Genomic DNA, 20,966 nt, shown 5'->3' with positions numbered 1-20,966 from the left:
ATAGGGAGGCCTTGTGGTCTCCTTTTTCTTATTCAACTACAGGAGGAAAATATGCAGCTCACCAAAAAGCATTTCCGGCTTATTCTTGTACTATTATTTTTATCGGCAATTGTATATTTTCTCTGGCTTGTCCGCAGCAGCCTCTATCCATTCTTAATTGCTTTATTTTTAGTATATCTGCTTAATCCGGGCGTATGTTATCTGGAAAATAAAGGTCTGTCACGCGGCTGGTCTATTGCCCTGCTGTATGTTGTTGTATTTGCTGTTTTTGTTCTGGGAACAACTCGTCTTGTGCCTATTTTTGTCAATGATCTGGAAAATTTCGCCAAAGAATTACCGCATATTTTTAAAAAAGGTGAGGAACTGCTTTATCTTATTCAGAGTCAATATCAAAATTCAGTTATACCATATTCCATGCGTGTTGCTATTGATGATTCCATGTTGGCGTTGCAACAGGCGGGCCAGTCTTTTGCCCGTGAATTGGCCGGCAGTATTATGGGCTTGCTTTCCCATGTAATCGGGCTGGCTATTACGCCGATACTGGCTTATTATTTCCTGCGCGATGGGCACTCAATCAAAGAAGGCATCTTTCGGTTGGTTCCGTGCCATTGGCGGAATGAACTAACCCAGGCTCTTAAGGACATTGATACCGTGTTAAGCGGAATCATTCGCGGCCAGCTTACCGTAGCCCTAATTGTCGGTGTACTAGTGAGCTCCGGCTTATATTTGTTTCATGTTCCTTTTGCCCTGTTAATAGGTATTGCCGCCGGATTGCTTGATATTATTCCGTATTTTGGTGCATTTATTGGAGCCGCTCCGGCCGTAACACTGGCATTGCTGGAATCACCCGTATTGGCCCTGAAGGTAGCAATATTATTTTTGGTTATCCACCAATTGGAAGGTAGTGTTATTGCCCCGAAGATATTAGGAGAGAGTGTGGGGCTGCATCCGCTTACTGTAATCTTTTTTTTGTTTGCCGGCGGAGAATTATTTGGGATTATTGGCATGCTGCTGGGCGTACCGGTGGCGGCAGTGGGAAAAGTACTTGTTAAACATAGTATTAAGTTATTGTTGTAGTTTTTCCTGAAATAAACCCTGTTAACACCAAATATTGACACTAAATCTTAAACTGTAGTATAATTCCAGCAGAATAATGGATTAAATTTAGCACATTGGAGCTGATTGATTTGAAACAACTAACCGGAAACGAACTGAGAAAACTGTTTCTGGATTTCTTTGCAAGTAAAGATCATCTGATTCAGTCAAGTTATTCACTCATTCCTGAGAATGATCCGTCCCTGCTGTTAATCGGTGCAGGGATGGCTCCATTTAAACCCTTTTTTACCGGCAAAATGAAACCGCCGCATACCCGGATTTCTACAAGCCAAAAATGTGTTCGTACCGGTGATATTGAAAACGTAGGCAGGACTGCGCGCCATCATACTTTTTTTGAAATGCTTGGCAATTTTTCTTTCGGTGATTATTTTAAAAAAGAAGCCATTGCCTGGGCCTGGGAATTTCTGACCGAGAAGTTGGAATTGCCCCAAGACAAGCTCTGGATTACCATACATACCGGTGATGATGAAGCTTTTGACATCTGGCATAATGATATTAAAATCCCGGCAGACCGCATTATCCGGCTGGAAGAGAATTTCTGGGAGATTGGCCCAGGACCCTGTGGTCCCTGTTCGGAAATCCATATTGATTTAGGTGAAGAGCGGGGATGCGGCAAGCCTGGCTGTGCAGTAGGCTGTGATTGTGACCGTTATTTAGAAATTTGGAATTTGGTCTTTACTCAGTTTGACCGGGATGAAAACGGCAATTATACGCCGCTTGCCAAGAAGAATATTGATACCGGCGCCGGCCTGGAGCGGATAGCTTCAGTGCTGCAACATAAACGTTCAAATTTTGAAACCGATTTATTATATCCCATTATCGACTATGCGGCGAATGTGGCTGGTGTTACCTATGGACAATCTGCTAAAAATGATGTGTCACTAAAAGTAATTGCCGACCATGGCCGCAGCATGACGGTTATGATTGCCGACGGTGTATTACCTTCCAATGAAGGCCGCGGCTATGTTCTGCGCAGGATTTTGCGGCGGGCTGTCCGCCATGCCCGCCTGCTGGGGATTGAAAAACCGTTCCTCACAGATATTGTTGATGTGGTTTCCCGTATTTTCGCTGAGGCCTATCCGGATATTAGCGACAAAAAAGCATATCTGAAAAAAGTAATTCAATTAGAAGAAGAACGTTTCCATACCACCCTTACTCAGGGGATTGAATTATTAAATAAACATATCCAGGAGCTGACCCAAGCCGGCAAAACTACCCTTGACGGCACAACCGCCTTTAAGCTGTACGATACCTTTGGCTTCCCGTGGGAGCTTACGGAAGAGATTTTGAGCGAACATAACATGACTTTGGATAAGCAAGGTTTTAACCAGGCCATGAATGAACAACGCGAACGGGCCCGTGCTGCACGGCAGGATAATGAAGAGCAGGTTGTTATTCCTGATTTATCAGATTTGGTGACAGAAGAGCTTAGTTATAAACCTGATGCCGAAACTGCCAAAGTCGTCCTGCTGTTTAAAGCAGGTAAAATTGTTGAAGAAGCCTTTGACGGGGATGAAATTGCCGTTATTTTAGATGTTACGCCTTTTTACGCCGAAGGTGGCGGTCAGGTGGGAGATACCGGCCTGATTACCGGTTTACTGGGTAAAATCGAAGTAAACAATACCCGCAAGCTGCCTGATGGAACGATTTACCATATTGGTCAGGTGAGTGAAGGTTCAATCAAAACCGGTGAAACGGCTGATTTAACCGTAGATTTTGCCAGACGCCGGCATATTGCCCGTAATCATACTGCCACTCATCTGCTGCATGCTGCTTTAAAACAAGTGTTGGGCGGACATGTTAATCAGGCCGGTTCCTCTGTTGATGACAGTCGTCTGCGTTTTGACTTTACGCATTTTGCGCCTGTAACCGCCGAACAGCTTGCTGAAGTTGAGGAAATTGTAAATGATGTCATTTTGAATAACACCAGTGTTGGCATTATTGAGACTACTCAGGATGTAGCCAAGGAAATGGGAGCAATGGCTCTGTTTGGTGAAAAATACGGTGAGCAGGTACGGGTTGTCATGGTAGACAGCTTTAGTAAAGAACTGTGTGGCGGTACGCATGTTGACGTTACTGCCGAAATTGGCCTGTTTAAAATTATCAGCGAGGCAGGCATTGGTGCCGGGATGCGCCGGATTGAGGCTGTTACCGGTTATGGGGCACATGAATACCTCAAGGTTCAAACCGGCCTTATCAAGGAAGCGTCAGCCTTGCTTAAGACCCGGCCGGAAGAAATGGTAACCCGGCTTGAGGGTCTCAACGGACGTGTCCGTGATTTAGAAAAAGAAGTAAGTGCACTGCAGACAAAATTGGCTAAGAACGAGGTACAAGACCTGTTAGCCGCTATTAAAGATATTAATGGAGTGCAGGTTGTTATCGGGCAAGTGGTTGCTGCCGACATGGAAAATTTGCGTGCAACCGGCGACATGGTGCGTGACCGTTTACAATCCGGTGTAGTTGTGCTGGGTGCTGTTAACGGCGATAAGGTTAATTTTATTGCGATGGCAACTGCCGATTGTGTAAAAAAAGGTATCCATGCCGGCAATATCATTAAGGAAACAGCCAAAGCGGCTGGCGGCGGCGGCGGCGGGCGGCCTGACATGGCTCAAGCCGGTGGCAAGCAGCCGGAAAAAATCGGTGAAGCACTGCAGATTGCCGAACAAATTATTAAAACACAAATAAAATAGGTCGTACTCTACCAAAAAAGACCGGTTTACAGGCAGGCTTTGAGGCCTGCCTGTAAAAATTTTAATAAACTAACAGGAAAAATATAGTGAGAAGTAGAATATATAGGTTAATGCTTTGCCGATAATATAAGGGAGGAGGAGGCTTTATGACCAACACATCCCAAGAGACCATGATGTTTAAAGTACATAATGATGAAACCAATGCAGCGGAAGTAATCCTGACTACGGTTTACCAGTCATTAAGGGAAAAAGGCTACAATCCGATAAATCAATTGGTTGGATATTTGCTATCCGGTGACCCAACGTACATAACCAGCCATAATAATGCGCGCAGTTTAATTCGCAAGCTGGAACGTGATGAAATTATTGAGGAGTTAGTCCGAGCCTATCTTAAAAACAAGTAAATGGATTATCAGGTACTTGGCCAAACCGGTCTTAAGGTGTCAAAACTATGTTTTGGCGGACTCACTATTGGCCCCTTGCAGTCAAACCGCCCGCTTGCCGAGGGGGCTGCCGTTATGAGAGCAGCGTTTGATGCAGGGGTCAATTTTGTTGATACTGCCGAATTATATGGTACATATCCTTATATTCGGAAAGCCATGGCTGATGGCGGGAAAGATATAATTATTGCGTCCAAATCTTATGCCTATACTTATGAGGCTATGCGGACAAGCGTGGAAACTGCTTGCCGCGAAATTGGCCGTGATTATATTGATATATTTCTACTGCATGAACAGTCTTCCAGAATGACGCTCAAAGGTCATGCGGACGCGCTGGCGTACTTGTGTGATGCCAAACGTCAGGGAATAATCAGGGCAACCGGTGTGTCAACCCATACCATTGACGTTGTGCGGGCCGCTGCCCTCATTGAGGAAATAGATATAATTCATCCCATAATCAACATAAAAGGAATTGGCATTACGGACGGGACTGCCGGCGAAATGCTGGAAGCCATCCGCTTTGCGGTAGACTGTGGCAAAGGCATCTATGCGATGAAAGCATTGGGCGGGGGACACTTAAATGCCATTGCTGCGCAGGCTTTTGCCTGGATACTGGCTCAGTCAGGCATTACTTCCATTGCTGTCGGTATGCAGACAATCGATGAAGTGCTGCTGAATACAGCCATATTTTCCGGTAAAAATCCTGACAGTCAGCTCTGGGACAAAGTGATAGCAGCACCCAGAAGACTGCTGGTGGAAGATTGGTGCGTCGGTTGCGGCCAGTGTGCCTCGCGCTGTCCGGCAGGGGCATTAGCCGTTGTTGAGGGCAAAATCAGAGCCGATTACGCCCGGTGTATCTTATGCGGTTATTGCGGCGCCTATTGTCCGGATTTCTGTTTAAAAGTAATTTAATAAAAATATCTATTTTGCTATATATTTTGGAGGATATATGCGTATACTAGCACTTGACGTTGGGGACAAAACCATAGGTGTGGCTGTTTGTGACGAACTCAAACTGACAGCACAAGGGGTGGAGGTTGTCAGGCGAACGACGCCGTCCCGGGACTTTGCCAGGCTGAAAGAACTGATTAACCAGTATCAAGTGGGATTGGTTGTTATCGGTTTGCCCAAAAATATGAATGGTACTATCGGTCCCCGGGGTGAACTCGTAAAACAGTTCGCTCAGGACATGCTGCAAACTATTCCGGATGTGGAAGCTGCCTTTTGGGATGAACGCCTGTCAACCGTAGCGGCGGAAAAGTCATTGATAGCGGCTGATGTCAGCCGGGCCAAACGCCGTCAGGTTATTGATAAAATGGCTGCTGTATTTATACTGCAGGGCTATCTTGACAGTTTGCCCCGCACAACAGCAAGAGAGCCATAGGTTTCCTTGACAGGATATGTTTTCTAGGATACAATTACATTGCGTATGAGTAAAATGAGGTGAAGAAATGGCTGACAATGAAAAAGATGATATCATGGAGTTTGAAGACGAACCGGTAGTAGTCATGACTGACGAAGAAGGCAACGAATACTATTATCGCGAAGATATGATTGTTCCTGTTGGTGACAAGCGTTTCGCTATACTGGTACCCATCGACGTTGAAGAAGAAGGCGGCGAAGACAGCTGTAGCTGCGGTTGTGGCTGTGATGAAGAAACCGATGTGTTTATTGCCCGGATTGATGTTGATGAAGATGGCGAAGAAATTTACGTAGATCCAACAGATGAAGAGTTTGAAGCAGTTCGCCAGGCTTATGAAGAATTAGTTTTTGAAGACGAGGAAGAATAAAAATAAAGAAGCCGAACAGGCTTCTTTTTTTATTGTTTGTCTACCTTGGCATTATATATTATAATATAATAGCTTCAGATTACAGGAACGGGAGATAGTTAATGATTATGCTGAAAAATTTGATGTCTACAACAACTATGGTCAGCATACTGGTAATAACACTTGTTGGTTTTAGCGCTATGCTTGGCTGGACGTTTGCTCAACCGGCCGGTACTGCCGGTGAACCGGTTGTTTTTACTGTTAAACCAGGCACTCCGACCAAAGTAATTGCAGATGAACTGGAAAACAGAGACTTAATTAAAAATGCGTTCGTCTTTCGGATTGCTGCTAAGCTTCGAGGTGTGGAAAACTCGCTGCAGGCTGGAGAATATGCGATTAGCCCGGTAATGCCAGTGAACCAAATGCTTGATATGATGTCACAAGGTCAAACCGCCTATCAGCAAATTACTATTCCGGAAGGATATACCGTTGATCAGATTGCCGGGCTATTGGCTGAGAAAAAAATAGCTGATCCGGAAAAGTTTAAAGCTTTGGCTAAAACCTTTTCCCCCTATCCGTATATGCAAGCTAACCCTAATACAAAATATAGTGCCGAAGGATTTATTTTTCCTGACACATACCGGTTTGCCAAGGGAATCAGTGAGGAAGAAATGCTGGCCCTGATGGTCAAACAATTTGATGCCAAACTAACACCTGATCTCAGGCAGCAGGCAGCCCAACTGGGGCTTTCTGTCCGTGAGGTCATTATCCTGGCTTCACTGGTAGAAAAAGAAGCTAAACTGAGTGAAGAACAGCCGGTAATTGCCGGTGTATTTTCAAATAGAATGAGGAAAGACATGCCGCTGCAATCCTGTGCCACCATTCAGTATATTTTGGGGTATCCGAAGGCTGAACTTACCATTCAGGATACACAAATCGATTCCCCGTATAACACCTACCAGAGTATGGGATTGCCGCCAGGACCTATTGCCAATCCGGGCAGTGCAGCCATTAAAGCGGTACTTTTTGCTGAGAAGACCGATTATTTGTATTTTGTTGCCGATAAACAGGGCAAGCATCACTTTAGTAAGACTTATGAAGAACATTTGAGCGCAATCAGTCAGGTGCAGATTTAGTATGGACAAGCAACAGCAGATCTTAATTACCATGCAGGACTACGCCAATATTCATATGGTACCAATTATCAGCCGGGAAGGTGGCCGCTTGCTGCAGGAAGTGACTGCCGCTGCCAAACCGGTATCGATTTTGGAAATCGGGACAGCCATTGGCTATTCCACGCTCTTATTGGCGGCTGCAATGGCACCGAATGGTAAGATCACAACCATTGAGCAAGATGGAGCCCGGCTCGAAATTGCCAGCAATTTTTTGGCTCAGGCGGGCAAGCTTGAGCAGGTTAGCATGATTGCCGGTGATGCCGGCGAGGTTTTACCGGCATTAACCGGCAGTTTTGATTTGGTATTTATTGATGCAGCCAAGGGGCAATATCTTGACTACTTGCATAAAGTTATGGATAAACTGCTTCCAGGAGCTGTTATTATTGCCGATAATGTTCTCTTTAGAGGCTGGGTTCTTGATGACAGTAATGCACCCAGGCGTTTTCGCACAATTATTAAACGGCTTAAGGCGTACCTTGACTTTGTAACTAAAGATAAGCGGTTCAAGACGGTAGTGCATCACACTGGTGATGGTATGGCCGTATCGCATTATCAGGGAAGGGCGAATATATGAAAATACCGGAGTTGTTAGCCCCAGCGGGGAATTTAGAAAAACTAAAGATGGCGCTCCTTTATGGCGCAGATGCTGTGTATATGGGCGGAAAAGCATTTGGCCTGCGGGCCTTCAGCGATAATTTTGAAGAACATGAGCTTAAACAAGGCATTGCTTTTGCTCACAGTCTGAGCAAAAAAGCCTATATCACGATTAACATTTTTCCTCATAATGATGATCTGGCTGCTTTGCCTGATTACATACGCGCTGTTGCTGCTATGGGCGCTGATGCTATCATTGTCTCAGATCTTGGCGTCTTTCGCATAGCCCGCCAAGTCGCGCCGGCGCTGCCTATTCATATCAGCACACAGGCTAACAGCACAAACTGGTCGACCGTTCAGTTTTGGCAAGAGCTTGGCGCAGCACGGGTAGTGCTGGCAAGAGAACTTTCACTGGCCGATATCAGACTTATTCGGGAAAAGGCAGCTGTTGAACTGGAAGCTTTTGTTCATGGTGCGATGTGTATGTCTTATTCGGGGCGCTGTCTGATAAGCAATTATCTAACAGGACGCGACGCTAACCGGGGGCAATGTGCGCAGCCTTGCCGCTGGAAATATCATGTTATGGAAGAAAGCAGGCCGGGAGTTTATCTGCCTGTGGTGGAAGATGAACGCGGTACCTATATCTTCAATTCCAAAGACTTATGTCTTATTACTCATTTGCCTGAGTTAATTGACAGTGGCTTAGATAGCTTTAAAATTGAAGGCCGCATGAAAAGTGTTCATTATGTTGCTACCGTTATCAAGGTTTATCGGGAAGCCATTGATGCTTATGTCAGTGCAGGCGGTACTTTTCACCTTAAGCAGGAATGGCTGGAAGAACTGCAAAAAGTATCGCACCGGGAATATACAACCGGCTTTTATTTTAATAAAACTACCGAACAGGATCAGATTTATACTTCGTCCAGCTATTTGCAAACCCATGATTTTATCGGACTTGTCAAAGAATATGATCCGGCAACAGGCAGGGCTGTTGTTGAGCAGCGCAACAATATGAAGGTTGGGGAAAAGATTGAAATTATGCAGCCTGGCAGAGAAAATTTCGTTCAGACCATTCGGGCGATGTTTGATGCCGAAGGCCATGCTATCGATGTAGCGCCTCACCCGCAGCAAATTATAACCATGCCGGTAGACAAACCAGTGGTGCCTTACGCTATGCTAAGACGTCCTGAGGCCAAGCGGGGGTCTGAATGAAAGACACGATAAAACCGATCTGCATTCAGGTTGAACCCAAAGATGTAAATTTTGTTAACCGAATCATGGAAGGATATGAATATCTGGGGGTTGTCAGTACTTTGGACCGGAAGGCCGGAATTTTGATAATCCGGGCAACCCCGGATACGGCTGGCGATGTCCGTGAAATACTGGCCCATCTGCCGATTGAGGTTCAATATGTTGAAGCCTGAATAACCTTTTACGTTAATAAGCCATACTATGCCTATATGTTTCATACAGAAAGGCGGCAGTATGGCTTATTCCAATAGACGCATTTATCAATTGTTATTGTTTTTTTTGGTGGCAGCAGGTTTCTTAGTTCTGCGCCTGTTCTACCTTCAGATTATTCACGGTCCGCAGTTAGCGCTGGAAGGGCTGAGTATTCGTGTGCAGGAACTGCCGGTAGAAGTTGCCAGAGGCGAGATATTGGATTGTAACCGTTTACCGTTAACCAGCACTTCGCAACAATATAATGTTATCGTGTTTCCCGGGCAAATTGAGCATAAAACAGGACAGGCATTACATAAACTGGATACCATTATCGACTTGCCGCAGGCGCAGCTTGATATGGCGCTGCGCCGCCGCCTAAGCACCAGCCAATATCCTTTTCGGCTGGCTAAAGATATCGGTTATGATACTGCTCGGAAGATCAACGAAATGCAGATACCAGGGGTTGTGGCTGTTGCTGAAAAAGTTCGCTATGGTCATGGTGTATTGGCTTCTCATGTGGTTGGTTATATCAATGCGGCAGATAACAAAGGGGTCAGCGGCATTGAGGGGATGTATGATGAATTATTACATGGCAGCCAGCCGGAATATGTGGCTGCACTTGTAGATGCCGGCCAGCAGCTTATTCCCGGCCTGGGCTATAAACGGATGAAACTTACTGTCGGCAACAGAGAAACCAATATTATTTTAACCATTGACAAACATATTCAGCAAAAAGTTGAAAAAGTTATGGATCATACTATGGTTAAGGGTGCTGTGGTAGTTATGCGCCCCTATACAGGCGAGGTGCTGGCTATGGCTTCACGGCCGGCTTTTGATGCGAATAATCTGAGCCATTATTTGGATCAAAGCAGTGCTCCGCTCTTAAACCGGGCAATTTCAGCCTACCAGCCCGGATCGGTGTTTAAATTGGTAGTAGCCGCAGCTGCATTGGAAAACAAGACCGTGCGCATGGATGACAGCTTTTTTGATCAAGGCTTCATTGATGTGAATAATGTCCGGTTCCAGGGCTGGGATTACGAACAAGGGCCCAAAGGCCGGCTGACGCTTACGGAAGCCATGGCCCATTCCAGTAATCCGGTATTTATTGAAATAGCTTTAAAACTGGGAGCTGACAAGCTTATTACTATGGCCCAAAAGCTTGGGTACGGTTCCCGGACCAAGCTGGATTTTTGGGGTGAAAGTAAAGGTAATTTGCCGGAGAGTGATCAGTTATATCCGGGTGATTTAGCCAATTTAGCCATTGGCCAGGGCTTTTGTGAAGCTACGCCGGTACAGTTGGCTCAAATGACGGCAACCATTGTCAACGACGGCATCAAAGTGGAGCCATATATTGTAAGCATGTTTGCCAGTCCTGACGGTGCAATTGTAAAAAAATTTCAACCCAGTTCGGCGGTGCGGGTAATGTCACGGCAAACGGCCGAAAGATTGCGGACAATGATGGCAGCTGTTACTCAATATGGAACCGGCCAGGCTGCTTATGTAGAAGGGGCTGGTTCGGCCGGTAAAACAGGTTCGGCTGAAACCGGACGAATCAGTTCAACCGGTAAAGGGATTAACCACGCTTGGTTTGCCGGGTTTACACCCCTTGATCGGCCGCAATATGTCATAGTTATATTTGTCGAAGAAGGCATGTCAGGCAGCAATGTTGCTGCTCCCATTTTTCGGGAAATAGCTGCAGCTGTTTTGAAGCAGTAACACGGCTGGCAGGAAGGGAATACCTTCATCGTTTTTTGTAGTCAAAATAAAAAATATATGCTAAAATGTAAAAGCTGGTACATACATAACCATTTTTTTGAATAAATTGTAATTGCTAGCTAAGGAAGACAAGTGCTGGAGATGATGGATTGAGAGCAGATACAGAAAAAATATTGGTTTTGCACGGACCCAATCTGAATTTGCTGGGAAAGCGTGAGCCGGATATATACGGTGCGACTACACTTGAAGATATTAATGCAATGCTGCAGGAAAGGGCAGAAGGATTGGGTTTGGAACTGACTGTCATTCAGACAAACCATGAAGGCGTCATGATTGATGCCATTCAGCAGGCTCAGGGCCAGTATGCCTGTATTATTATCAATCCGGCGGCCTTTACCCATTATAGCATTGCTGTGAGGGACGCACTGGCAGCAGTAAGTGTTCCTGCTATTGAAGTGCATTTATCGAATATCTATCGCCGGGAAGAATTCCGCCATCATTCGGTTGTTTCACCAATAGCTGTTGGCCAAATAGCAGGATTTGGTGCAAATAGCTACCTGTTGGCGCTGGAAGCAGCAGCAGGTTTACTAGGAGCAGATAAACAATGATCGAGCAGCGGCTGGCAAGATTATATGCAATGATGGACACAGGCGGGGTTGATGGCATTATTGTCACCAAACCGGAGAATCGTCATTATTTTAGTGGTTTTACCGGATCGGCGGGTGTACTGCTGATCAGCCGGCAAACACAAAAGGTATTGACTGATTTTAGGTATATTGAACAAGCAAACCAGCAAGCGCCGTTATACCAAGTTGTCCGGCACGGAGCGTCCCTCTTTGAGACGCTGGCAGAGCATTGCCGGGACATGGGAATGGTGCGTGTTGGTTTTGAAAGTGATTTTGTGACATGGGAATTTTATCAAAAACTGGCAGAGCGTCTGACGGCCATAGAGCTTAGGCCTGTTACACTTGATGCCTTACGCATGGTTAAAGATCAATCAGAACTGGAACTGCTCACCAAAGCGGTTGAGATTGCCGATTTTGCCTTTGACCAAACCCTCAAGATAATTAAACCGGGAATTACAGAATTAGAGGTTGCGTTAGAGCTGGAATACCAAATGCGCAAGCTTGGTGCTGAAAAACCGGCGTTTGATACGATTGTGGCTTCCGGAGCGAGAGGTGCGCTGCCGCATGGGAGGGCTACCAATAAAGTCATCGAAGCCGGGGATTTTATAACTATGGATTTTGGCGCAGTTTATCAGGGATATCATTCTGACATGACGCGGACGGTTGTGGCAGGACGGGCGACTGATAAACAGCGCGAAATATATAATATTGTATTAGAGGCCCAATTGGCGGGTGTGAATGCCGTGAAGGCCGGAAAAAGAGGCAAGGAAATCGATGCCGTTTCCAGACAGATAATTGCTGATGCCGGCTATAGTGAATACTTTGGGCATGGTTTGGGCCATGGGGTGGGGCTGTTTATCCATGAAGAGCCCCGATTGTCGCCGTTAGGGGAAGTCGTCTTGGCAGAAGGCATGGTGGTGTCTGTTGAGCCGGGAATTTATCTTCCGGACTGGGGCGGCGTACGGATTGAAGATTTAGTTGCAGTTTCTGCTGCCGGCTGTACAATTCTTACTGCCAGTAGCAAGGATTTAATAGAAATAGCTAATTGATTGAACTATGGGGAGGCTTATCAATGATTTCAGTAAATGATTTTCGTACCGGTGTAACAGTGGAAATTGATGGCGATGTCTGGCAGGTTGTTGACTTTCAACACGTAAAACCAGGCAAAGGAGCTGCATTTGTTCGGGCCAAATTAAAAAATGGCCGTACCGGTGCTGTTGTTGAGCGGACGTTCAATGCCGGCGAAAAATTACCCAAAGCACATGTTGATCGTCGTGAAATGCAATTCCTGTATGAAAGCGACGGAATGTTCAATTTAATGGATAATGAAACTTTTGAACAGATTGAATTATCGGCTGAACAAATGGGTGATGCGCGTAAATTCTTAAAAGAAAATATGAATATTGCCGTATTATTCTTCCAAGGTAATGTAATTGGCATGGATTTACCTATGTCGGTTGAACTTACTGTTGTTGAAACAGACCCCGGTATTCGCGGCGATACCGCCACCGGTGGTACCAAACCGGCTAAGCTGGAAACCGGCCATGTTGTTCGTGTGCCGCTGTTTATCAATGTCGGTGAGGTTTTGAGAATAGATACCCGTTCCGGCGATTATATCGAGCGGGCATAACAGCTAAATAACTGTAAGGCATAAAACCCCCTGGTGCTGCATCCGGTGATGTTATGAAGTATAGCGCCGAGCATTTTTGTTGTCAGGCGCGGCGGAGGAGCCGCGCATATCGGACATATGTAAGGCGACGACAACAAAGTCTGGCGGCAAAAAGGCCGGTGATATACTTCATGTTATTGCCGGATGCAGCACTAAGTTATGTTTTAATAAGCATTGGACATACTACTAGTAGCCAATGAATAGTAGAACATAGCTAAAGGGGGTTAAGTTTTTATGAGAAATCTTAAGGAAAAAGTCGCCTATTTACATGGATTAACTCAAGGACTTAATGTTAACGAACATTCATCTGAGGGCAAAGTTTTGCTCAATATTATTGATGTACTTGATTCTTTCGCTGATGAAGTCCGTAATGTCAACCTGGCGCAAAGAGAACTCGAAGATTATGTGGAGTCTATTGACGAAGATCTGACTGACCTTGAAGAAGAAGTATATGAAGAAGATTTTGACAATGAAGATGATGATGATTACGACGATGAGATGTATGAAGACGTCTTTGAAGACGATATGGTTGAAGTGGCTTGCCCGGATTGTCATGAATTGGTTACTTTTGAATCCGAGATATTAGATGATGTGGAGGATATTGAGGTTACCTGCCCGTATTGTGGCGGTGTCGTTTATGACAACACCCTGGATATTACGGCAAGTCATATGCATGATACAAAAGATTCCGGCCATATTATGCATCCAGGTATATAAATATATTTCGCTTTAGCCTCATCCCGGGAAAACTCCCGGGATTTATTTTTTTGCAAAATTGCCAGTGGTTCGCATAAGTCATGTTCTTCTTTTTTGGTATATATTTTTTTCCCCGACATATCTATGTAAAGAAACCAGGTGCAAGACAAGTTACCATATCAGTAGTTATGAGGATGAAAAAATAATGAAAAACAGGAAAAGCATTTTACAACAGGAGATTTGTCCGGTCTTGCCTTCCCATATTGCCAGTTTGTTACTGCAGCTGCCTGACAACATTATCAATGAGATCACCGAAATCCGTATCAGGGTCAATCAGCCTTTACTGCTGGTCTTAGACAACAGCGATATTATGGTTCCTCAGGCAGGTAAAACGGCTGCGTCAGAGGCCTATTGCTGCAACAGCCAGGATTTGTCCCGTATATTTCAACTGTTATGCAAGAATTCCGTCTATGCTTTTGAAGAAGAAGTGAGTCAAGGATATTTGACCATTCCTGGCGGTCACCGGGTTGGTTTGGCTGGACAGGCAACAGTTTTTGCCGGGGTCATTAAAACAATCAAGTGTATCAGCTCGCTAAATTTCCGGTTGGCCAAAGCTATTCCGGGCTGTGCCGACAGTATTCTGCCTTATATGGTAGACCGGGAATGCGGGAGGATAGTAAATACCTTGCTCATTTCACCGCCACGGTGTGGTAAAACCACCATCCTGCGCGACCTAATCAGACAGTTAAGTACAGGTAAGCCGTCACTCGGTATTGCCGGAGTACAAATTGGTGTGGTGGATGAACGTTCCGAAATTGCCGCCTGTCAAAACGGAATTCCCAGTGTCGATTTAGGTCCGCGTGTTGATGTGCTTGATACCTGCCCCAAAGCAAGCGGGATGCTTATGCTGATCCGTTCAATGGCTCCTCAGGTAGTAGCAACAGATGAATTGGGACGGCAGGAAGACGTAATTGCGGTAAGGGAAGCCATTTGTGCCGGTGTAACAGTGGTTGCTACCGTTCATAGCCGGACAGTTAATGAGCTGTATGGGCGTCCGTACATTGGCGAATTACTGGCACAAAAGCTTTTTGACAGGTATGTCGTCCTTAGCAGCCGCTTAGGGCCAGGTACTATTGAAGAAATATTCGATTCACGCCAAGAAAAAGTTTTATATACTTGTCCGGATGAGGTGGGAATATGTGGTTGAAGATACTAGGCAGTTTGCTGGTCATCATTGCCAGCGTTTCTCTGGGGTTTATGTTAGCGGCACAGTATGCCGAACGTCCGCGGCAAATTCGCCAAATAATCAGTTGTTTGGCGGCGCTAAAGTCTCATATTAATTATACGGCAATCCCCTTACCGGCAGCCTTAGTTCAGTCTACCGGCGGTATTACCGGGCCTGTAGCCGAATTGTTTCAAGCCATGGCATTATTACTGGCAGATAACGGCTTAACACCACAGGCGGCATTGAATCAGGCCCTTAAAGACTCAAATAAGCTAGTATTACATAACCCTGAAAGGGAAGTTCTGTCAGTGTTTAGCGCCAACTTAGGCGGTATGAACCGGGAAGAACAACATAAATCGCTTGATTTGGCCCAGGAACAATTATCACGGATTCAATATGAAGCCGAAAGACTATGTGAACAGAATGTTAAAATGTATCGCTATCTCGGTATCTGCGGCGGGTTGGCAGTAGTCATAGTTCTGGTATAACCAAACCATATCTTTAGTAGTAAAAGGAGGGTAATGATGGGGCTGGATATTCTATTTAAAATTGCCGGGGTAGGTATCTTGATATCGGTTTTCCACACTGCGTTAAAACAGGCAGGCAAGGAAGACATGGCTCATCTATGTACACTTGCCGGTTTTGCCATGGTGTTATTATGGGTGGTACAACTATTAGGCCGCTTGTTTAACACCGTCCAGGACGTATTTAAGCTGTTCTAAGGGGTGTTGTAAGCGTCATGGAAATCATTCAAATCATTGGGCTTGGATTTATCGTTACCTTGCTAATCTTAGTAATAAAACAGCAACGTCCTGAGCTTGCCGTACAGCTCGGCTTGACGCTGTCGGCTATTATCTTTTTAATGGTGCTAAGCAAACTGAATGTTGTACTTGATTTATTTCGTGACTTAGCAGAAAAAGCCAATATTAGCCAGATGTATTTAAATACCATCCTCAAAATTATTGGTATTGCTTATGTGACCGAATTTGGTGCCCAAGTATGTCGTGACGCTGGTGAAGGAGCAGTCGCCGGCAAGATTGAATTTGCCGGCAAGATATTGGTTATGGTTATGGCCGTACCAATTATCGCCTTGGTACTGGATACCATTGTAAGACTCATTCCTTAAGGTGGAGTGTGTGTGAAGAAAATAATAATAATAGTGTTACTGCTTGTTTTGTATAGCAATATGGCCTGGGCAGCACCTGAGGAAAATCAGGCAATTCCGTTTGAATTGCTGGAGGAATCATCAGTCAATCAGGTAAATCACTTTATTCAGACCGTTAATAAGGAATTGCATGAAGATATCCCGCTCTTGACTACCGATGTAATTAAAGATATTGCCAGTAAGGGATTTTCTATTGACTGGCAGGCGGTAGGTAATAAATTTATTGCCTACCTGTTTAAGGAATTAGCAACCAATATCCATCTTATGGGTAAACTTTTGTTTTTGGCTGTTTTGTGTGCTTTATTACAGAATTTGCAAAATTCATTTGAGCAATCCTCCATTTCACTGTTATCCTATAGTGTCTGCTTTATTTTCCTGTGTGTCATTGCCTTAAGTGCTTTTTATCAAGGACTCTCCCTTGCGCGGGAAACCGTAGGTAATATAGTTGGCTTTATGGAGGCACTGCTGCCGCTGCTGCTGTCTCTGCTAGCCGGAGTTGGTGCTTTGACCTCGGCAGCATTGTTTACCCCGTTAATGCTATTTGTGGTTAGTGCAACCAGTGTGGTGGTTAAAGATATCATCTTACCTTTGTTATTTTTAACTGCAGTTTTAGAATGTGTCAACTATCTCTCCGGCAAATACAAACTCAGTAATTTGACCAGTGTGCTGAAACAGGCCGGTATGATGGTACTGGGCTTAGTACTTGTAGTATTTATTGGCATAGTAAGTATTCAGGGCGTCGCCGGCAGTGTTGCCGACGGGCTGACCTTGCGGACGGCAAAATATGCAACAGCCACCTTTATCCCGGTAGTGGGTAAAATGTTTGCCGATACGGTTGAATTAGTTATGGGGGCATCCCTGGTATTAAAAAATGCGGTAGGCATCTTTGGTGTATTGACAATTGCATTGCTTTGTGCGCTGCCTGTCATCAAACTTATCTCCCTGGTAGTAGTAATTAAAATTGCCGGAGCACTGATCCAGCCCATGGGTGATGAGAATATGGCTAAATGTCTTGATGCTATGGGTAATAACCTGTTATTGGTATTCGGTGCGTTACTCACCGTTGTTCTCATGTTGTTTTTGGTAATTACTATGATTATCGGTGCCGGCAGTGTTGCCATGATGCTCCGATAGGCTTATGGCAGGTGATGGTATGATTGATTCTATTACGGTTTGGGTCAAGGGTATAGTATTTGTCGTACTATTTGCCTCTTTTCTGGAACTGTTGCTGCCTAGCAATAGTATGCAGCGATTTGTGCGCGTGATTATGGGCTTGTTTATTATGCTTACTATTTTACAACCCGTTATTGAGATTATGGAGAATAAGTGGACCAAAGACCTGCAGCCGGCATTAGCAACCCGGTCCGAGAGCCGTCCGGATGATATTTTACACGCAGCCAATCATGTTGTCGATAAAAGGGAACAATTAGCCCGTGATATCTACAAACGGGATTTGGCCAAGCAAATTAGGGCAACAGTACTGGCTATTGACGGGGTTGCTGACGCCAAAGTGACAGTAGACTTAGATAGCACCGACGAGCAAGGCAGCAAAGGTAAAAGTATCGGGAGGATTAAAAATGTAGTGATTTATATTGAACCGGGAATTACTGCCGATGAACGAAAGATTGAAAAAATAACCGTTGGTGGTCCGGCTATCCGCGAAACATCAAAAAAACCGGAACAATTATCTACAGCAGTAACTGACAAGGTTAAACGGACAGTGTCTGAGCTATATCAGCTTAAGACCGGTCAAATTGGGGTTAAACGCTTACATTAAGGAGGTTACATGGTATGACTGCATTAAAAATATCTCTTAAAGAATGGCTGGCAGGAGTAAAAAAAACTATACCCAGTCAAATTGTAAAAGCCGGAGCGGTAAATGCCAGACTGATCTGGCTGGGACTACTCGGAGTTATGCTGCTGGTTGTTGGTGGAGTTTATGAGCCATTTAGCGCGCCTGCACCCGCAGTGCCCTTAGAAACACCTAAGACTACTCCGGCTGTAAGTCGCAGTTATGAAGAAGCTCTTGAAAGTAAACTTGCCAATCTTCTGGCCCAGGTCAGAGGAGCCGGTTCCGTTTCGGTAAGTATTATCCTTGAAACCGGCGGTATGCAGGAGCATGCCAAAAACATTACCAAAGAAACTAAAACCGTACAGGAAAAAGATAATACAGGTGGTCTGCGTACGACAACAGAAATTAAAGAGACAGAGCAAGTATTGTTAAGCAGGGAAAATGGTGCCGACAAAGCGGTAATGGTACGGGAATTTAAACCGGTAATTAAGGGGGTTCTGGTCGTGGCCGAAGGTGCATATGATTCAACCGTAAAAGCCAACCTTACCAAAGCTGTCGAATCAGGTTTGGGGATTCCATCCTATAAAATTACAGTTATGCCCCAAAGAAAGTGAGGTGAGAGGGATGAAAATAATATCGGTATTTTCTGTGAACAGGCTGGGGAAGATGGCTATTTTTGTAGTAGTAATAGGTATTTTTTCCCTGCTGCTCAGTGGTGCCTGGAATTATATTCAGGATACGTATCAGGTCAGGGCTGACAGATCGAATGCTATGCAAGTTACCAGGCCAATACTATCAGAGCAAGTCGTACCTGTTATGGCTCCGGATTTTTTTACCGAATACCGGTTAGAACGGGATAAAATCAGGAGTGAAAGGTCAGACCTTTTGCGGGAGATTATTAAAAATGCTGCAGCTGAAGATACTAAGCATCAGGCGCAAGAAACCATTTTAAAAATGACTCTGGAAAAACAGCGTGAGGCTGAGATGGAAAATTTAATTAAAGCAAAAGGGTTTACCGACGCCCTTGTATTTATTAGTGACAATTCAGTAAGCGCAGTAGTAAAGACCACGGCGCTTACCCAGGAAGAAGTTGTGCAAGTGGCAGAAGTGATCAGCCGCCTTGCCGGAGTTAAGCCTGAAGATATAACGGTTAGTGCCAAACCCTGAGTGGAGTTGTAGCTTTGCTTACTTTTTCGCATCATCTTTATAAAAGCTCAGCACAAGTTGTGTTTTCTTTATTGCTTAAATTGTAAAAATGGAAAAAGCTTGGTATAATAATATAAATATAATACCTGTATGCAGTAAGGCAGCATTAACTTTAGGGCGGGGTTTTTACTCCAGCTAAGGTTAATCGCCCAACTTCCAGGGATCCTCCTAAACTCCTATTTAAAGCAAATGGGAGTCTTAGAGCGGGTTGGTCATCAGATAATTTGGTATTTAGATTCAGGATTTTGAGGGGGAGGATTAGAATGGATAATCGACAGGAAAGAACAGAACAAACTGATGTAGGTTCGATTCGGATAGCTGATGAAGTGGTTGGCATTATTGCCGGACTGGCAGCAACCGAAGTACCCGGTGTTGCCGGCATGAGCGCCGGTTTGGTGGGTGGCATTGCCGAAATGCTGGGTAAGAAAAATCTCTCTAAAGGTGTTAAGGTTGAAGTTGGAGAGAAGGAAGCCGCGGTAGATTTATATATAATTGTTGAATATGGTGTACGTATACCTGATGTTGCACTGCGAGTCCAGGAGAATGTTAAACGGGGAATTGAGTCAATGACCGGTCTGGATGTTGTTGAAGTCAATATTCATGTTCAAGGCGTAGGCTTTGCTCAGGACGTTAAAGAAGACGATATTAGGGTAAGATAAAGAAAACACGGCTTGCGCCGAGCCTTTGGCGACAGCGCAAACCGATGTTGCCCTTATCCTGCTTTTAAGAAAGTTATACTTTCTGTTAGGATAAAGAAAACACGGTAAACCAGTAGTCCGCCAAGTTTCAAACCATGGGATGGATTTGGGCTTGGCGGGACTGCCAGGTAAGGCAAAGAAAGGAGACGCTATGGGGATCATTGACCGCATTATGTTATCTATTTACACATTTTTCTTGGCGTTTTTATCGGTTGTCGTTATTCTCCTGTCTTTACGCCTTATTCCTTTGGAATTGGCGTGGACAAGTCTTGCTTATGTGTATGGTCAATGGGAAGCTTCGCTGGTTGGCGCTGTTTTTTTTCTCGTAAGCATCAGACTGCTGTTAGCCGGTCTCCGTTCCCGCAGAGTGAAAAATACCATTGTTCATCATAATGACATGGGAGATGTGCATATTTCTCTTATGGCTGTGGAAAATCTGGTGGAGAAAGTTGCCAGACATATTCGCGGTGTACGTGACATTAAAGTAGATGTTTCAATGGCCCATGAGAACATTATTGTTCGGATGAAAGTCAAAATCAGTCCGGAAAGTCATGTGCCGACCGTAGCTGCGGAGATTCAAAACCGTGTTCATGAATATGTAAAAAATACCGTGGGCATAGAATTAGCTGATGTTCAGGTTATGGTCGAAACCATTAGCAATGACTTCAAAACGAAACAGCGTGTTGAATAGGGGTGGCAGCATTGAACTCCAAATTGTTGGCAGAAATCTGGCAGAACCATAGCGGAAAAATGATTGGTGTTCTAGTGGGATTTGTCATCGGTATTCTCATCTTAATTTTTGGCTTTTTCCAGACATTATTTGTTGCTTTATGCGCTGCGGCCGGCTATGTAGTTGGCAAGCGAATTGATCAAAAAGAAGACATTATGGAAATATTGGACAAACTGCTGCCACCGGGTTACAACCGGTAGCCGCTTTGGAAAGAGG

General features: G+C 44.8%; 26 protein-coding genes. All 26 read left to right on the top strand.

Annotated elements, in window-relative coordinates:
• Window positions 1–51 precede the first annotated feature (51 nt).
• A complete protein-coding gene (locus tag GT1_RS07240) occupies window positions 52–1,077 on the top strand; it encodes an AI-2E family transporter (protein WP_188398136.1) in 1,026 nt (341 codons plus the stop codon).
• 110 nt (window positions 1,078–1,187) lie between these two features.
• Window positions 1,188–3,806, top strand: a complete 2,619-nt coding sequence (gene alaS / locus GT1_RS07235; protein WP_188398135.1) for an alanine--tRNA ligase — start codon at window positions 1,188–1,190, stop codon at window positions 3,804–3,806.
• A 146-nt stretch (window positions 3,807–3,952) separates the two neighbouring features.
• Window positions 3,953–4,210 (top strand): IreB family regulatory phosphoprotein, encoded by a 258-nt coding sequence (locus GT1_RS07230; RefSeq protein ID WP_075755577.1) that lies wholly within the window; start codon window positions 3,953–3,955, stop codon window positions 4,208–4,210.
• Entirely contained in the window at window positions 4,211–5,158 is a 948-nt protein-coding gene (locus tag GT1_RS07225; protein WP_188398134.1) for an aldo/keto reductase, read from the top strand.
• A gap of 37 nt (window positions 5,159–5,195) precedes the next feature.
• Window positions 5,196–5,630, top strand: coding sequence for a Holliday junction resolvase RuvX (gene ruvX, locus GT1_RS07220; RefSeq protein WP_075755579.1), 435 nt, complete (start codon window positions 5,196–5,198; stop codon window positions 5,628–5,630).
• 67 nt (window positions 5,631–5,697) lie between these two features.
• Window positions 5,698–6,036, top strand: coding sequence for a DUF1292 domain-containing protein (locus GT1_RS07215; RefSeq protein WP_075755580.1), 339 nt, complete (start codon window positions 5,698–5,700; stop codon window positions 6,034–6,036).
• A 101-nt stretch (window positions 6,037–6,137) separates the two neighbouring features.
• Window positions 6,138–7,151, top strand: coding sequence for an endolytic transglycosylase MltG (gene mltG / locus GT1_RS07210; protein WP_223226099.1), 1,014 nt, complete (start codon window positions 6,138–6,140; stop codon window positions 7,149–7,151).
• A gap of 1 nt (window position 7,152) precedes the next feature.
• The gene (locus tag GT1_RS07205) at window positions 7,153–7,764 is read left to right on the top strand and encodes an O-methyltransferase (protein WP_223226098.1); all 612 of its coding nucleotides are present in this window, start codon (window positions 7,153–7,155) and stop codon (window positions 7,762–7,764) included.
• The gene (locus GT1_RS07200; RefSeq protein ID WP_188398133.1) at window positions 7,761–8,996 is read left to right on the top strand and encodes a U32 family peptidase; all 1,236 of its coding nucleotides are present in this window, start codon (window positions 7,761–7,763) and stop codon (window positions 8,994–8,996) included. The genes GT1_RS07205 and GT1_RS07200 overlap by 4 nt, the downstream gene beginning before the upstream one ends.
• Window positions 8,993–9,208, top strand: coding sequence for a DUF4911 domain-containing protein (locus GT1_RS07195; RefSeq protein WP_188398132.1), 216 nt, complete (start codon window positions 8,993–8,995; stop codon window positions 9,206–9,208). The genes GT1_RS07200 and GT1_RS07195 overlap by 4 nt, the downstream gene beginning before the upstream one ends.
• 61 nt (window positions 9,209–9,269) lie before the next feature.
• Window positions 9,270–10,943 carry a penicillin-binding protein 2 gene (locus GT1_RS07190; RefSeq protein WP_188398131.1) on the top strand — a complete coding sequence of 558 codons (1,674 nt, stop codon included), beginning with the start codon at window positions 9,270–9,272 and terminating at the stop codon, window positions 10,941–10,943.
• Between the two features lie 149 nt (window positions 10,944–11,092).
• The gene (aroQ, locus tag GT1_RS07185; RefSeq protein WP_188398130.1) at window positions 11,093–11,551 is read left to right on the top strand and encodes a type II 3-dehydroquinate dehydratase; all 459 of its coding nucleotides are present in this window, start codon (window positions 11,093–11,095) and stop codon (window positions 11,549–11,551) included.
• Window positions 11,551–12,618, top strand: coding sequence for an aminopeptidase P family protein (locus GT1_RS07180; RefSeq protein WP_349305842.1), 1,068 nt, complete (start codon window positions 11,551–11,553; stop codon window positions 12,616–12,618). The genes aroQ and GT1_RS07180 overlap by 1 nt, the downstream gene beginning before the upstream one ends.
• A gap of 23 nt (window positions 12,619–12,641) precedes the next feature.
• Complete coding sequence (efp, locus tag GT1_RS07175; protein WP_188398128.1) at window positions 12,642–13,199, top strand: elongation factor P; 558 nt, start codon at window positions 12,642–12,644, stop codon at window positions 13,197–13,199.
• 273 nt (window positions 13,200–13,472) lie between these two features.
• The gene (locus GT1_RS07170) at window positions 13,473–13,955 is read left to right on the top strand and encodes a CD1247 N-terminal domain-containing protein (protein ID WP_188398127.1); all 483 of its coding nucleotides are present in this window, start codon (window positions 13,473–13,475) and stop codon (window positions 13,953–13,955) included.
• A gap of 184 nt (window positions 13,956–14,139) precedes the next feature.
• Complete coding sequence (spoIIIAA, locus tag GT1_RS07165) at window positions 14,140–15,141, top strand: stage III sporulation protein AA (RefSeq protein ID WP_188398126.1); 1,002 nt, start codon at window positions 14,140–14,142, stop codon at window positions 15,139–15,141.
• The gene (gene spoIIIAB, locus GT1_RS07160) at window positions 15,132–15,647 is read left to right on the top strand and encodes a stage III sporulation protein SpoIIIAB (protein WP_188398125.1); all 516 of its coding nucleotides are present in this window, start codon (window positions 15,132–15,134) and stop codon (window positions 15,645–15,647) included. The genes spoIIIAA and spoIIIAB overlap by 10 nt, the downstream gene beginning before the upstream one ends.
• A gap of 33 nt (window positions 15,648–15,680) precedes the next feature.
• Window positions 15,681–15,881 (top strand): stage III sporulation protein AC, encoded by a 201-nt coding sequence (spoIIIAC, locus tag GT1_RS07155; RefSeq protein WP_223226097.1) that lies wholly within the window; start codon window positions 15,681–15,683, stop codon window positions 15,879–15,881.
• Between the two features lie 17 nt (window positions 15,882–15,898).
• The gene (gene spoIIIAD / locus GT1_RS07150; protein ID WP_075755591.1) at window positions 15,899–16,285 is read left to right on the top strand and encodes a stage III sporulation protein AD; all 387 of its coding nucleotides are present in this window, start codon (window positions 15,899–15,901) and stop codon (window positions 16,283–16,285) included.
• A 12-nt stretch (window positions 16,286–16,297) separates the two neighbouring features.
• Window positions 16,298–17,458 carry a stage III sporulation protein AE gene (gene spoIIIAE / locus GT1_RS07145; protein WP_188398124.1) on the top strand — a complete coding sequence of 387 codons (1,161 nt, stop codon included), beginning with the start codon at window positions 16,298–16,300 and terminating at the stop codon, window positions 17,456–17,458.
• 4 nt (window positions 17,459–17,462) lie between these two features.
• Window positions 17,463–18,101, top strand: a complete 639-nt coding sequence (spoIIIAF, locus tag GT1_RS07140) for a stage III sporulation protein AF (protein WP_083945469.1) — start codon at window positions 17,463–17,465, stop codon at window positions 18,099–18,101.
• A gap of 14 nt (window positions 18,102–18,115) precedes the next feature.
• A complete protein-coding gene (locus GT1_RS07135; protein WP_075755595.1) occupies window positions 18,116–18,730 on the top strand; it encodes a hypothetical protein in 615 nt (204 codons plus the stop codon).
• A 10-nt stretch (window positions 18,731–18,740) separates the two neighbouring features.
• Window positions 18,741–19,283 (top strand): SpoIIIAH-like family protein, encoded by a 543-nt coding sequence (locus GT1_RS07130; protein ID WP_109298194.1) that lies wholly within the window; start codon window positions 18,741–18,743, stop codon window positions 19,281–19,283.
• Window positions 19,284–19,585: 302 nt separating this feature from the next.
• Window positions 19,586–19,981, top strand: a complete 396-nt coding sequence (locus GT1_RS07125) for an Asp23/Gls24 family envelope stress response protein (RefSeq protein WP_075755596.1) — start codon at window positions 19,586–19,588, stop codon at window positions 19,979–19,981.
• A gap of 190 nt (window positions 19,982–20,171) precedes the next feature.
• Window positions 20,172–20,711 carry an alkaline shock response membrane anchor protein AmaP gene (gene amaP / locus GT1_RS07120; RefSeq protein ID WP_075755597.1) on the top strand — a complete coding sequence of 180 codons (540 nt, stop codon included), beginning with the start codon at window positions 20,172–20,174 and terminating at the stop codon, window positions 20,709–20,711.
• 2 nt (window positions 20,712–20,713) lie between these two features.
• Window positions 20,714–20,950 carry a DUF2273 domain-containing protein gene (locus GT1_RS07115; RefSeq protein WP_223226096.1) on the top strand — a complete coding sequence of 79 codons (237 nt, stop codon included), beginning with the start codon at window positions 20,714–20,716 and terminating at the stop codon, window positions 20,948–20,950.
• The last annotated feature ends 16 nt before the right edge of the window (window positions 20,951–20,966 follow it).

Source organism: Sporomusa sp. GT1, from assembly GCF_014634905.1.
In the GTDB taxonomy this organism is placed as follows: domain Bacteria; phylum Bacillota; class Negativicutes; order Sporomusales; family Sporomusaceae; genus Sporomusa; species Sporomusa sphaeroides.
Note: the sequence above shows the minus strand (reverse complement) of the source record. Positions and strands in the feature narration are given on the sequence as shown.

What these genes read in the sequence shown, in the direction of transcription:
- GT1_RS07240 (WP_188398136.1), top strand. Translation starts at nt 52, where the DNA reads ATGCAGCTCACCAAAAAGCATTTCCGGCTTATTCTTGTACTATTATTT.
- GT1_RS07230 (WP_075755577.1), top strand. Translation starts at nt 3,953, where the DNA reads ATGACCAACACATCCCAAGAGACCATGATGTTTAAAGTACATAATGAT.
- GT1_RS07225 (WP_188398134.1), top strand. Translation starts at nt 4,211, where the DNA reads ATGGATTATCAGGTACTTGGCCAAACCGGTCTTAAGGTGTCAAAACTA.
- ruvX (WP_075755579.1), top strand. Translation starts at nt 5,196, where the DNA reads ATGCGTATACTAGCACTTGACGTTGGGGACAAAACCATAGGTGTGGCT.
- GT1_RS07215 (WP_075755580.1), top strand. Translation starts at nt 5,698, where the DNA reads ATGGCTGACAATGAAAAAGATGATATCATGGAGTTTGAAGACGAACCG.
- mltG (WP_223226099.1), top strand. Translation starts at nt 6,138, where the DNA reads ATGATTATGCTGAAAAATTTGATGTCTACAACAACTATGGTCAGCATA.
- GT1_RS07205 (WP_223226098.1), top strand. Translation starts at nt 7,153, where the DNA reads ATGGACAAGCAACAGCAGATCTTAATTACCATGCAGGACTACGCCAAT.
- GT1_RS07200 (WP_188398133.1), top strand. Translation starts at nt 7,761, where the DNA reads ATGAAAATACCGGAGTTGTTAGCCCCAGCGGGGAATTTAGAAAAACTA.
- GT1_RS07195 (WP_188398132.1), top strand. Translation starts at nt 8,993, where the DNA reads ATGAAAGACACGATAAAACCGATCTGCATTCAGGTTGAACCCAAAGAT.
- GT1_RS07190 (WP_188398131.1), top strand. Translation starts at nt 9,270, where the DNA reads ATGGCTTATTCCAATAGACGCATTTATCAATTGTTATTGTTTTTTTTG.
- efp (WP_188398128.1), top strand. Translation starts at nt 12,642, where the DNA reads ATGATTTCAGTAAATGATTTTCGTACCGGTGTAACAGTGGAAATTGAT.
- GT1_RS07170 (WP_188398127.1), top strand. Translation starts at nt 13,473, where the DNA reads ATGAGAAATCTTAAGGAAAAAGTCGCCTATTTACATGGATTAACTCAA.
- spoIIIAA (WP_188398126.1), top strand. Translation starts at nt 14,140, where the DNA reads ATGAAAAACAGGAAAAGCATTTTACAACAGGAGATTTGTCCGGTCTTG.
- spoIIIAB (WP_188398125.1), top strand. Translation starts at nt 15,132, where the DNA reads ATGTGGTTGAAGATACTAGGCAGTTTGCTGGTCATCATTGCCAGCGTT.
- spoIIIAC (WP_223226097.1), top strand. Translation starts at nt 15,681, where the DNA reads ATGATGGGGCTGGATATTCTATTTAAAATTGCCGGGGTAGGTATCTTG.
- spoIIIAD (WP_075755591.1), top strand. Translation starts at nt 15,899, where the DNA reads ATGGAAATCATTCAAATCATTGGGCTTGGATTTATCGTTACCTTGCTA.
- spoIIIAF (WP_083945469.1), top strand. Translation starts at nt 17,463, where the DNA reads ATGGCAGGTGATGGTATGATTGATTCTATTACGGTTTGGGTCAAGGGT.
- GT1_RS07135 (WP_075755595.1), top strand. Translation starts at nt 18,116, where the DNA reads ATGACTGCATTAAAAATATCTCTTAAAGAATGGCTGGCAGGAGTAAAA.
- GT1_RS07130 (WP_109298194.1), top strand. Translation starts at nt 18,741, where the DNA reads ATGAAAATAATATCGGTATTTTCTGTGAACAGGCTGGGGAAGATGGCT.
- GT1_RS07125 (WP_075755596.1), top strand. Translation starts at nt 19,586, where the DNA reads ATGGATAATCGACAGGAAAGAACAGAACAAACTGATGTAGGTTCGATT.
- amaP (WP_075755597.1), top strand. Translation starts at nt 20,172, where the DNA reads ATGGGGATCATTGACCGCATTATGTTATCTATTTACACATTTTTCTTG.